General features: G+C 36.4%; 11 protein-coding genes. 4 read left to right on the top strand and 7 right to left on the bottom strand.

The window, feature by feature from the left end; genetic code table 11:
- Positions 1–125: 125 nt before the first annotated feature.
- The 3 genes from P4L16_04970 to P4L16_04960 are packed head-to-tail and all read right to left on the bottom strand — an operon-like array spanning position 126 to position 3,070.
- Entirely contained in the window at positions 126–2,291 is a 2,166-nt protein-coding gene (locus P4L16_04970) for an ATP-dependent RecD-like DNA helicase (protein MDR3624474.1), read from the bottom strand.
- Positions 2,288–2,701: a peptidylprolyl isomerase gene (locus tag P4L16_04965; GenBank protein MDR3624473.1), complete on the bottom strand. Its 414-nt coding sequence runs from the start codon at positions 2,699–2,701 to the stop codon at positions 2,288–2,290. The genes P4L16_04970 and P4L16_04965 overlap by 4 nt, the downstream gene beginning before the upstream one ends.
- A gap of 15 nt (positions 2,702–2,716) precedes the next feature.
- A complete protein-coding gene (locus P4L16_04960) occupies positions 2,717–3,070 on the bottom strand; it encodes a DUF4870 domain-containing protein (protein ID MDR3624472.1) in 354 nt (117 codons plus the stop codon).
- 354 nt (positions 3,071–3,424) lie between these two features.
- Between P4L16_04960 and P4L16_04955 the strand changes: the two genes are divergently transcribed.
- Complete coding sequence (locus tag P4L16_04955) at positions 3,425–4,483, top strand: class I fructose-bisphosphate aldolase (protein MDR3624471.1); 1,059 nt, start codon at positions 3,425–3,427, stop codon at positions 4,481–4,483.
- Between the two features lie 38 nt (positions 4,484–4,521).
- Here the strand turns inward: P4L16_04955 and P4L16_04950 are convergent, their stop codons facing one another.
- Complete coding sequence (locus P4L16_04950; protein MDR3624470.1) at positions 4,522–6,108, bottom strand: Na+/H+ antiporter; 1,587 nt, start codon at positions 6,106–6,108, stop codon at positions 4,522–4,524.
- Positions 6,109–6,239: 131 nt separating this feature from the next.
- Between P4L16_04950 and P4L16_04945 the strand changes: the two genes are divergently transcribed.
- From P4L16_04945 to P4L16_04935, 3 genes are all read left to right on the top strand, one after another.
- The gene (locus tag P4L16_04945) at positions 6,240–6,659 is read left to right on the top strand and encodes a YkgJ family cysteine cluster protein (GenBank protein ID MDR3624469.1); all 420 of its coding nucleotides are present in this window, start codon (positions 6,240–6,242) and stop codon (positions 6,657–6,659) included.
- Between the two features lie 62 nt (positions 6,660–6,721).
- A complete protein-coding gene (locus P4L16_04940; protein MDR3624468.1) occupies positions 6,722–8,176 on the top strand; it encodes a hypothetical protein in 1,455 nt (484 codons plus the stop codon).
- A 48-nt stretch (positions 8,177–8,224) separates the two neighbouring features.
- The gene (locus P4L16_04935) at positions 8,225–9,178 is read left to right on the top strand and encodes an NADP-dependent oxidoreductase (GenBank protein MDR3624467.1); all 954 of its coding nucleotides are present in this window, start codon (positions 8,225–8,227) and stop codon (positions 9,176–9,178) included.
- Between the two features lie 82 nt (positions 9,179–9,260).
- On the opposite strand, the gene P4L16_04930 is transcribed toward P4L16_04935, so the two are convergent.
- The 3 genes from P4L16_04930 to P4L16_04920 all read right to left on the bottom strand — a co-directional run bounded on the left by P4L16_04930 (position 9,261) and on the right by P4L16_04920 (position 12,317).
- The gene (locus P4L16_04930) at positions 9,261–11,369 is read right to left on the bottom strand and encodes a hypothetical protein (protein ID MDR3624466.1); all 2,109 of its coding nucleotides are present in this window, start codon (positions 11,367–11,369) and stop codon (positions 9,261–9,263) included.
- 21 nt (positions 11,370–11,390) lie between these two features.
- On the bottom strand, positions 11,391–11,879 hold the full coding sequence (locus P4L16_04925) for a hypothetical protein (GenBank protein ID MDR3624465.1): 489 nt from the start codon (positions 11,877–11,879) through the stop codon (positions 11,391–11,393).
- A 126-nt stretch (positions 11,880–12,005) separates the two neighbouring features.
- Positions 12,006–12,317, bottom strand: coding sequence for a hypothetical protein (locus tag P4L16_04920; protein MDR3624464.1), 312 nt, complete (start codon positions 12,315–12,317; stop codon positions 12,006–12,008).
- Between the last annotated feature and the right edge of the window lie 484 nt (positions 12,318–12,801).

Below are 12,801 nucleotides of genomic sequence, written 5' to 3'. Positions count from 1 at the left end.
TGCTTGTTAAAATTGTCTTTTTTGACATCTTTATCGTTAAATTTTTCAACCATATGCTCACATATGCTTGAAAAATTTATCAATAAATCTACTCAAAAAATTTCAATTTTTCTAAGCAAAGCTAATTATGCAAGAAGTCTAATTAATCCTGTATAGCGACTCTTTACTTCATCATTGTTAACAGCAATGTGAAGGGCTTTTGCAGTGCCTACGAGCACTACAAGTTTTTTGCCTCTTGTCACACCTGTATAAATGAGATTTCTGTTCAGTAAAACAAAATGTGTCGTGTGAACAGGAATGATTACGCAAGGGCTTTCACTTCCTTGATATTTATGAATGGATACAGCATAAGCCAAAACTAATTCATCAAGCTCACTAAATTCATAAACTACTTTTCTTCCATCAAAAGAGAGGATTACTTCTTGTTCTGATGTGTCAATACCAGTAATGCGGCCAACATCTCCGTTATAAACATTTTTGTTATAGTTATTGCGAATTTGCATGACTTTGTCGTGGAGATGAAAACGTCTTCCAGAGGCAAAGAGGGGAGTGTTACTTGGATTTAATACTTCTTGTAATACAATGTTTAAACGCTCTGTACCGATAGGGCCTCGTTTCATAGGAACTAGTACTTGAATATCATCAAAGGGATCAAATCTATACCTTTTTGTTAAGCGCTTTGTAACTAGCTCTACAATTGTATTTAAAATTTCTTCTGGTTCTTCTCTTTTCATGAAAAAAAAGTCGGAATTTGCACTTGTGTAAATGTCCGGGAACTTACCCTCGTTGATAAGGTGAGCATTGGTAATGATTTTAGAGCCTTTGGCTTGTCTAAAAATTTCATTAAGTGTTGTTACAGGGATTTTTTTGGAAGCAATCAAGTCCTTTAATACATTTCCAGCACCTACACTTGGTAATTGATTGATATCGCCAAGAAAAATCACTCGTGCATGGTCTGGTATAGCTTTAAGTAAGCTATACATCAAAAAAGTATCGATCATGCTCGATTCATCTATGATGATCAAATCGCACTCTAAGGGCATTTCATGGGATCTTTTAAAGCCATTTTTTGTAAAAGACCATTCGAGTAGAGCATGCAATGTTTTTGCCTCTTTTTTTGTAATCTCTGACATGCGCTTTGCAGCCCTTCCAGTGGGAGCTGCAAGAAGAATACGACTTGTAACCTTATCTAAAATGGTAAGGATCGCTTTTGTAATCGTACTCTTTCCAGTTCCAGGACCACCTGTAATGATATGGAATTTATCTTGTAAACAGAGAGCTACAGCTTTTGCTTGTTCTGTTGCAAGTTCTATTTGAAGTGTTTGTTGAACCCAAGGAATCGCCTTTTTTTCATCAATTGAGCGCAGTGTACTTTTTGCATAGAGTAAGCGTTTGATCTCTCGGCCAATGCCTTGTTCACAAATATAATACATTTTTAGCCAAACAAAAGGTATGTTGTCAAATAGTTCTCGAACAATTCTTGTTTGAGTTTGTAAAGCACTGATTTCTTGTAAAATGCACTGCGAGGGCACTTCTAAAATTTCTTCGGCTTTCAAAATGAGACTTTCTTCTGGATAGCAGACATGTCCCTCTGTTGCAAGGTCTTGGAGGACAAATTCAATTCCTGCTTGAATACGCCTGTCACTTGTCTTGTCAAAGCCCATCTTTTGAGCTATTGTGTCTGCTGATTTAAAACCAATTCCATGAATGTCTTGTGCCATTCGGTAAGGGTTTTCTTTGACCTTCTCTAGAGCCTGATCTCCATATGTTTTGTAGATTTTTTGTGCAAAACTTGGGCTTACACCATACTGTTGTAAGAAAATCATGACCTCGCGAATTGATTTCTGTGCACCCCAACAAGTTTTGATGCGCTCAAGCTTTTTATCACCAATTCCCTGTACTGTTAAAAGGGCATCTGGTGACTTATCGATGATATCGAGTGTGTTTAGGCCAAATGTGTTGACAATACGTGTTGCAAATACAGGGCCAATGCCTTTAATAAGGCCTGATTCTAAATACTTTTGAATTCCATGCAGATCAGCAGGAGCTTGCATATGGCATTCGCGCACATCAAATTGCATGCCATGCTGAGAATTGAATTTCCATATCCCAAGAAGGCGTACAGTCTCTCCTGGCTGCAATGCTGGCAGCGAGCCTACAATGGTTGTTAAGTCTGATTTTTTAGGCTCTTTTAGACGAGCAACAGTAAAGCCATTTTCGCTGCTGTGAAAGGTAATGCGCTCTATATATCCTACGATACTTTCAAGCGCATTTTGTGTAAGGTGTGTCATTCGATGATAATTTTTTCTATTTTATCACCTTGAACAATTGCATTTACAACATCCATGTCTTTTGTTCTTCCAAATACAGTATGGACGCCATCCAGATGAGGTGTTGAGACATGCGTAATAAAAAACTGGCTGCCACCAGTATCTTTGCCAGCATGTGCCATAGAGAGTGTTCCTGGAAGGTGCTTTTGACTATTAATCTCGCATTTGATCGTATGCCCAGGACCGCCTGTTCCATTGCCCTTAGGACAGCCTCCTTGAATTACAAAACCAGGAATTACGCGATGAAAAGAGAGTCCATCATAAAAGTTTTTCTTGGCAAGAGTTATAAAGTTTTTTACAGTATTAGGTGCGTCTTTTTCGAAAAGCTCTAAATGAATATTACCTTTTTTAGTGACGATTGTTGCTTTCATAGTTACCTTTGAAAATTATTTAAGAAAACGAATAGTGCAAGGATAGCGGTATAGTTCCCCATTACTTGCCTTTGCAGCTGCTTTTATAATAAAAACGATGTCGATGATGATAATCGCTGCGACTAAAAAAAAGCCAACAATAAAAAAAAGAAGCAAAGCTGAAAGTAATAGATAAATTGTCATGCTGATTTGAAAATTCAGAGATTCCTTTCCATGAATGTTTACAGATTCAAATTGATCTTTTTTGATCAACCACACAAAAAGTGGTCCTAAAATATTGCCAAAGGGAACTCCTATCACACCAGCTAATGCTGCAAGATGGGTTGCCATCTCCCATGAATATTCTTCTTCTTTATCTTTGTCTACCATCGAACTACTTCTTTTAAAATCCGTTATACACATCCTAAATCAGAAAGGATATTTTTCTAAAGAGTTATTATGCATGCGATTAAGCTTGATTTTTATAATTAAATTGGAATTAGTGCGCATTTTATGAAAAAATATTACACATTAAAAACGCTGAATGACGCTGTTGATCATGCAGGGGATGTTGAAAGCCAGTTACATAGGGATGTAATAAGTGAAGTAGTTGTTAGTGCAGAAGTTTCGTGCCTTAGCAGTCAACTTCATCCTAAATCAAGCTATTTCTTGCAGTAATCTTAAAACTTTTGTTAGTATGCGGAAAATAGACATAAATTTTTACTGTTTTAGGGGCGTTGCACTATGAATTCTTATGAAGAGATACAAAAAATATTAGGGGACCAAGCAGAGTATCTTTTGGCTTACAAAAGTAAATCTCTACCAAAAGAGCAATTGCACGTACCAGGAAGTGACTGGGTAGATCGCATTTTTTCTATTTCCAATAGAAACATTCGTGTACTCAGAAATTTACAAAGCATTTTTAATCATGGACGTCTCTCTGGAACTGGATACCTTTCCATTTTGCCAGTAGACCAGGGAATAGAGCATTCTGCAGGAGCATCTTTTTCACCCAATCCTATCTATTTTGACCCAGAAAATATTATTCGCTTAGCCATAGAGGGTGGATGCAATGCCGTTGCAACAACATTGGGAGTACTAGGAAGTGTTGCAAGAAAATATGCACATAAAATTCCTCTTGTATTAAAGCTAAATCATAACGAACTTCTCTCTTACCCTAACAAATACGATCAAATCTTTTTTGCATCTGTTGAACAGGCCTATGATATGGGCTGCGCAGCTGTTGGTGCAACCATTTATTTTGGATCAGATGAAAGTGATCGGCAGATCATAGAAGTTTCTAACGCATTTGCACATGCTCATGAGCTGGGTATGGCTACAATATTATGGTGTTATTTGAGAAATCCTGCTTTTAAACAAGGAGATATGGATTACCATACTGCAGCGGACCTAACAGGGCAAGCAAATCATCTTGGAGCAACTATTGAAGCAGATATTTTGAAACAAAAGTTGCCTACTGTAAATGGGGGATTTAAAGCTCTTAAGTTTGGTAAATATAGCGAAAAAATGTATACAGAGCTATCTTCGGATCACCCTATTGACCTAACGCGCTATCAAGTAATTAATGGTTATATGGGAAGAATGGGCCTGATTAATTCAGGTGGCGCCTCTGGAAAGAATGATTTGCAAGATGCTGTTACAACAGCTGTTATTAATAAAAGGGCAGGCGGTATAGGGTTGATTTCAGGAAGAAAAGCTTTCCAAAAGCCAATGAAAGATGGGGTGCAGCTTTTAAATACCATCCAAGATGTCTATCTTTCTGGCAATGTAACTGTCGCCTAATCTATATACACAATTCTTCATTAACGATGTGTGTATATTTATGTAGATGTTGAATGTAGTCTTGCGGACTCAAAGTCTATGTCATTGAGGATGCGCCTTGCAACTTCACCACTGATTAGACCCTGATTTCGCAAGTGCACAATCTTTTCTCTTTCTGTGTTTAAGAGTTCTAGTTGAATACGTTTGGAGTGGGCTAGAATTTTTTCTGTTTTAGGATCTAATGTGTTGTTGATAACCGTATTTGCCCACTGGATTTTATCTTGATACTTATTTTGAAGTTGTGTAAGTAATTCCTCTCCAAGATCTAACTCTTCAGAAAACTGTGCAAGCCTTTTGATAGCTGCTTGTGAAGTCCTCATACGAATTTTAGCCTCTTCAATAAGTTCGTCAGATCCATTGCAAATCTTTAATTTTCTGATTAGAAAGGGAAGTGTCAAGCCTTGTAAAACAAGAGATGTGAAAATAACGGTAAATGTTAAAAAGATAATGATATTTCTTTCTGGAAAAGAGGATTTGTTAACGATGATGGGCAGTGCAAGCGCCGCTGCAAGTGAAACAATACCTCGCATGCCACACCAGCCAATAATCAGTGTGCTTTTCCAGCCCAAATGAGGATTTTTTAATTTCCATGATTTATTTAAAGAGACTGGTAAATAGATGGAAAAATAAACCCAAAGCAGGCGCACTAAAATGACAATTACATTTAACCCTACAGAGTAGATCACAAGCTCTTTAACACTATATGCTTTTAGGCTATCAATGATTAGGGGTAATTGCAGACCAATCAGTATAAAAACAACACCGTTAAGCAAAAAAACAACCATTTTCCAGACCGCAGCAGTTTCTAAACGGATGATAGGTGCTATAATGAGAGGAAGTTGCCAACCAAGATAGAGGCCAGAAGTTACTGCCGCAAGAACTCCGGACATATGAAATCCATCTGCCGAAAGATAACTTAGGTAGGGAAGAAGAAGAGATATTGTAATGCAAAGGTAGGGATCTGTGATTTGCTTAATAATCTTTGCAGCTACATATCCAAACGCAAGACCAAACGCAATGCCGCCAATACAAACAGTTATAAATTCAATGCCAGCTCCAAAAAGAGAAAAAGAGCCCGTAACAAGGGCTACAAGAGCAAGTCTATAGATAACAAGAGCGCTTGCATCATTGACAAGGCTTTCTCCATCCAAAATAGTTACAAGTTGATGTGGAACTTTTAGCCTCTGTGTGATTGCGGTTGCTGCAATTGCGTCGGGAGGTGAGATAATAGCTCCAAGTAAAAAGGCTGCAGCCCAAGGAAGTCCATCTAGATAGTGTGTAAAGATTGCAACAGCAAGAGTTGTAATAATGACAAGTCCTATTGCAAGAAGGGATATAGGTCCTATATTACTTCTAAATGCTCCAACAGATGTAAAATAGCCTCCAGAAAATAGTATAGGTGGTAAAATGGTTAAAAATATAAGGTCAGGGTCTAATTCAACAGTTGGAATTCCTGGAATAAAACTTAGAAGAAGGCCTCCAATAACAAGAGCAATGGGATAGGGAATATTTAGCTTTTTTGCCGCAAGACCAAGTGCTACTACTGCTATAAATAATCCTAAAATAATTTCTAAAATGTATTCCATTAATGCCTAATCAACTTTTTACGTTGTTTGTGTAATATACACAAACAATTCTTGAACCTGTTTGTGTATACATAAGGTGAAATATAATTACAATCAATGCTATAATCCCTACAAAATTTTGAGGACAGAGGATGTTAGATGAAAACAGAGATCCTTGGTATAAAGAGGGTCTTAACTTTAAATGCACGGAATGTGGCAAATGCTGTACAGGGGCGCCTGGTTATGTATGGGTTTTGGAAGAGGAACTTGCTGAAATGGCCGATTATTTAAAGATTTCTTTACAAGAATTTTCTCAAAAATTTGTAAGAAAAGTGAATGGTAAACTTGCACTCATAGAAAAAAAGAGGGGAGAATCTTATGATTGCGTCTTCTTAAAAGAGAAAAAATGTACTATTTACCCGGTAAGACCTAAGCAATGCAGGACATTTCCTTGGTGGCAACAAAATTTAACCTCTAGAGAAGAATGGAATGCTCTTGCAAAGGAATGTGAAGGTATTCGAGCAGATGCACCCCTTATTCCTATTTCAAAAATTAGAGAGTCTTTGGCTTAATATTGTATTAATAATATTTTGATAGAATCATTGTAGATAATAATTTAAATAGTGGGTAAATAATGACGGAAGCAATTTCTCATAGTCTAATGTCTTTAACGCATTTGGAAAAAGCGTTATCTTTTGATTTTACAGAGAATAGTGTCATTACTATAACTCATGAGCACCCAGACGTTTTAAAAAGAGTTTCTGAATTAATTAAAGAAAAAATTGAATTGGTTTTACAAGATCAATTTGGCTTGCGTTATCTTGAGACAGAAAAGTATGCGATCGATTCTATTTTCTCTCAGCTTTTAGTTGAGTGCAAAACAGATGTAAGTTCACTAAAAACAAAAGCCGTTGCAAAAAGGGTTTTAGAAAAGATAAATGATACAATTGTTACTGCGGGATCTATGGATTCAAGCTTTGATTTGTCTTTAGATTTTTCAAGCTCGCTTAATGCTGATGTATCTAACATGATTAAACTACTGTTAGGAGCTCCTTTTTCTTCTTCTGCCCTTTCCTGGGAATTATTAAAAGCTATATTTTTTGTAAGAAATAATAAAATGATGGAAGGTTTTAAGGAAGCACTGCAATCTTTGCTCTCTAGCCAGTACAAATCTCTTCAAGCGGGAGTATCTCGAAAGCAAGAGATATTGATTACAATGTTTATTAATAATGTGCTTGCACTTCTTCCCTTTGTGGAGCCAGAGGCTGGTACAACAATAGATGTACCACAAAAAATAGAGGAGAAATGGGTTCTTGTTACTTATTACATAGAGGTTATAGAACTTACGCCTTCATTTTTTGGTGGAGCTATTCCAGCTCTTGGTTTAAAGCCAATTACATACGCAAGCAAAGCAGATCCTTTATTGATTTTTAGAGGAACGCCGCAGCCAACAGCCAATGGAGCGTTGTTTGCATTATTATCAGACGTTATCCCGGGTGATAATGTGGGTGGTAGAATCTATGCATATGCAAAGCAAAAGATTCAATCTTGGATTAATAATACTTCAAATGAATTTCAAAAAAGAATTAAGGTTTATGGCCAAAGTCTTGGTGGAGCTCTTGCTTTGCAGGCTGTAGCACACCAACCAGAAAAAATAAGCGAAGTGTGTGTCTTTGGATCTCCAACTCCTTTACCTAGAACTATTCAAATTTATAAAAATAACTGCAATGGTCTTGAAAAAAGACCTGAGGTACGTAGCTACTGGAATCATGGAGATGCAGTTCCCCTTGCAGGGGGCAGACTTGCGCCTGATTGGAAGCTTTATCGTATCTTTGTTCCACAAAAACAACCAGGTATTGTGGCGCATGCTTGTTTATCTACAGCCTTTCCAAAAGTCGTTGTGATAAAAGCAGACCCAGAAGTAGACGCTCAAACAACTATTCGTAAAATAATGAGTCGTGTACACCATATTCTCTCTGCAATTGTCATACCTATAACCTTTTCCCTTATTGTATTTGCAATTCTGAAAGGGTTGAGCGTATTCATCTACAACGAGCTACTAGGCATATTTAAAAAATATTGCAATTAACAAGATACTCTGCCACATTCCTTTTTTTGAAAACGTGGGAGAAATATCATGAGAGCAATTGTCATTGAAGAGTTTGGTGGAGCTGAACAACTTAAATTAAAAGATGTCGAAATACCCACTCCTAATGAACAGGAAGTTCAAATTGAAGTATTTTATGCAGGTGTTAACCCCGTTGATTGGAAGATCAGAGAAGGCTTATTAAAAGAGAGACTTCCTCATAAATTTCCCCTCATCTTAGGATGGGATGTTGCTGGAAAAATTACTCAAGTTGGAAGGGATGTCAAAGAGTTAAAAGTAGGTGATAGCGTCTTTGCCTATACAAGAAAGCCCGTTGCGCAATTTGGAACTTACGCAGAGTATGTTTGTTTTGATGCTAAAGACGTTGCTATAAAGCCAAAAAATATCTCTTTTGCAGAAAGCTCTGCAATTCCACTTATCACACTTACTGCCTGGCAATCTCTTTTTGATGCTGCAAAGCTCAAAAGAGGAGAGAGCATATTGATTCACGCAGGCTCTGGAGGTGTTGGATCTGTTGCTATTCAGCTTGCAAAGTATGCAGGAGCAAAAGTATATACAACAGCAAGTAAGCATAAGCATGAATATGTAAAGAGTTTAGGCGCAGATGTTGTTATCGATTATACGGATGAAAGCTTTGTAGAAGTAGTTAAAAGTCATGAAAAAAATGGTGTTGATGTCGTTTTTGATTGTGTGGGCAGTGACACATGTGAGCAGAGTTTACATGTCATCAAATCGGGTGGCAGGTTAGTAAGTATTTTAGAGCACGTTGACAAAAAAACTGCAGAGGAATACGAGATTGAAGCTTTCTATGTATTTGTGGCTCCCAATGGAAAAGAGCTTAAAGAGATTGCAGGGCTTATTGAACAAGGAAGGTTAAGGCCTCCTCTTGTTCAGGAAAGGCCTTTAAGAGAAGCTAAAATGGCTCAAGAAGAGCTTCAACTTGGAAAAGTAACTGGAAAAATTGTTTTAAAGGTAAAGGAATAGACTTCTTGTATAATTAGCTTTACTTAGAAAATACACAAGAGTCTATACACAAACAATTCTTGAACTTGTTTGTGTATAATAGTCACTCTGTAATTATTCCATAAGTTTTATTTAGCAAAATTTTTGTTTTTTGCGTGATACCAGATTCACTGCATAAAAAATGCCTTAGTGGCACGAATTTGAGGCTCTCTATGCACTCGTCTGTTAACTGTGTACAACCCTTAATGCAAAGCGTTTCTAGTTGAAGCTCTTGTAAATTTGCAATATTAGACTTATCAATGCCACTACAGCAATTTATAGATAGGTATTGAAGACTTTTTGGAAGAAGTTTGAAGAATTCACCTTTAACTTGATGGCAGTCATTTAGCCTAAGCCATTCAAGCGATGAAAAATTTTCAACAACCCTAAGATGGTTATCATTAAGAAAATTAAGATTGCTTAACGATAAGTACATCAAATTTTTAGCTTCTTTAAGATGATCAAGTGCTTGTCCATCAATGCCATTACACCAATCCAGGGATATACGTTGAAGAAAGTTAACATTTAATGATAATAATCCTACCGTTGTAACGCTATCACATCCTGGCAAGTAAAGCTGTTCTAATTCCATTTCAGATAAATTTTGAAGAGCTTGATCATCAATTAATCTACAATTATCCAAAGAAAGACTTTTAAGATGTTCTTTTCGAAGATCTTTTAAAAAGGTTCCTTTTACACGTATGCACTCGACTATACTGAGAGAATAAAGGGGTGAATTTACTATATTTGCAAGGCCTTTATCAGTGATGTTACAACCAGAAAAATCAGCAGATTCAAGGCTTGTATGGGCGTGGAAATAAGAAAGAGTTTTATCGCTAACTTGTGTACACCCAAGGAGGCTGATGAATTCTAATTGAGTTGTTTGTTGTAAGAATTCGAGGTCTTCATCAATAAACTGATTGCATCTTTCAAGAGAGAGCATGCGCAGGGAATTTATATTTATTTGCAGAAAAATAGATTTGGAGAGCTGTATACATCCATCTAGTGAGAGTATTTTAAGAGGAGTATTTTTAAAGAAAGCAAAGGCTTCGCCCTTAATGTTTATGCAATTTATCAGTATAAGTACTTCAACAGAAAGATCTTTTAAATCTTCGAGGTATTCATCAGTAAGCCATTCACAGTCTGTAAAATCAAATTTTAAAATATTTGGAAACGCGGCTAGAATAAGTTTAAATAAAGATATAGAACAAGAAGAAAGCCTTGAGAAATAAAGATATCCGTCTTTGCAAAGATGACTTGCCGGATCTATAACGCGCAAAAGATTGTCAGCAATATGTTTATAGCTATTTTTTGTAATTAAATCAGACTTGGAAAATTCTAGATCATGAAGGGGAGAGTCCTTTAATTTTTCAAACGTTTTATCAGTTAGTTTATGGCATTTACGTATATTTAAAATTTTAATTTCATTGGTATTTAAGCAGAAAAAGCCATCATCAGTTATGCATGGCAAAAACTTTAAAATAAGATGCGTAAATGGTTTGTTGCGTAAATAAAAAAGACCCTTATTTGTGATTGCATAGCAAAATGTTAAATCAAGGCGTTGTAGCTGCATATTTTGTAAAAAGAAAAGTCCTTTATCTGTAATTCGGCTACAATAAGCAAGAGATAAAGAGATAATAGGCATATCCTTAAAACACTCTAGGCTCTTGTCAGATATTTGAGGGCATTTGTGAAAGCTAAGACCTGTAATAGGAAAACAAGAAATCACTTTTAAGTGGTTATCTGTAAGCCATTTACAATTAGCTGCATTAATATTTCGTATATTTGAAAATTTTGAAAGGATCTCTCCAAGATCAGTAGGAGATAAGCTTTCCATATTTTGCAGGGTCAAAGTCCTTTTTAAAAGGAGTTTATCTGTTACAACGCCTTGTGGAAGCTGTAGATAGGTATTTTTGGGATCTAGCTCAGAATAGGTTTTTAAGGCTTTGTAAAACAAAGAATATAGGCTTTTATTTTTTTTCTTTTCAACTTGAGGAACTAATTGTTTGATGAATTCAATTGTCTCATTTGAGACATATGGAATATTTGTGCCTTTCCAAACACAAGTATCAGGATCTTTTTTCTTCTTGCTAGTAAGCATTTTACACTGATCTTCTAGCGCACTTCTTGACAGCTGGATCTCACAAGAATTTAAACAAATAGCAAATGACATAGAGTGATTACGCAAAGAGGCTTAATGAGTAACTGAGGATGCTTGAGTAGTTGATTGCGCTGTGTTCGATGAATCAGATCGCTGCAGAGGCCCATCTGGTAATCCGTCCATGATGGTATAAGTAATTGCAAAATAAACTGCTTTGTAAACCGCTTCTGGCAATACAAGAGAACTATTTTGTTTATCTGAAATAATAGCTTCTGGATAGCCTGCAAGAGATAAGTATTCAATAAACTTAGTTATGCTGTCAAATCGATTTCCTGGATCTGCAACAAATCTTCTGAAGTATGTCCTTGTACTAGAATCTTGAATTTTTGAATCCAATGCCAAAATATAGTCTATAGCCCATTGAGGAACGTCTTTTTCTTTTAGATGGTAGGTAAGCCAGCTCTCTTCTGTGACTATATGGTTATTGTTAAACCCATTTTCTTCCGCATGTGCACTATTTAAAATAAGATTCAAAACAAGAAGGGGGGTATAAAATAAAGCAGTATGACAAATCTTTATCATTTCAAGTTCTCCTAATATCACCTCAGTTTATACAGATAATGTAATAACGTAAACGATTTTTTCAATGCTTTAGTTTCTCAGAGGAATTCCTATCAGTAGAAATTCCTCTTACTATTTAAAATTTATTTATGGGCAATAGGGTCCTAATGCAGGTGCACAAAGAAATGGACATGCCGGAGCTAAAAAAACAGAGGCTGAGCAGGCGCTAACACAAGCTGTATAAGTAAGAGGGCCTGCTTCTGCTCCCGGTACAGAGGACATTGCAACCATAAGAATAGCAGGAATCGCGATTTTACCTATAACTCCTACAGTACTGCAGGCTATGTTAACAACTTTTCTTCCCATCCAACTAAGGGTGTTAGAGATGTTGCTTTGTTCTTCAACATGCTGGTGTTGGTTTGTTTGTCTGGACTGTTGAATTGATATTGGTGCCGACATGATATTCTCCTAAATTACTTTCACTCGAAACGACCTAAACCCTATTCTGAATGGTTTGTAGGTGTTTTCAAATGTTAGGATATGATTAAGCTTATATTTAAGCAATATTAATAGTTAACCTTCTTCTAACTTTGCTTAAATTAACGAGATACAGCTCAAAATAAACACATCGTTAATGAAGAATTGTTTACGTGTCCGTGTCCGTTTTGAGGATTTATTACCTAAGGATGCTGAGAAATTAGAAGTTTTTGACAAGAGAATAGCTACAGCTATTTTGCAGGTTATAGAAAATAATTATGAAAAAAAGCCGCTGATAATTGTATCACATGGTGAAGTCTATAATGTATAATGGACCCCGAAATTTAGACACCCCAAATCGCGCAACTTTCTGATAAACTAAACGCAGAAAGGATAGCAACTATGGGAAAGTACAATCAATATACGGCAGAATTTAAAATGAAAGTGGCCCTAGAGGCCGCACATG

This window comes from Chlamydiales bacterium (assembly GCA_031292375.1).
In the GTDB taxonomy this organism is placed as follows: Bacteria; Chlamydiota; Chlamydiia; order Chlamydiales; family VFKH01; genus JARLHF01.
The sequence above is the reverse complement of the archived record's forward strand: the minus strand, read 5'-3'. Positions and strand labels throughout refer to the sequence as shown.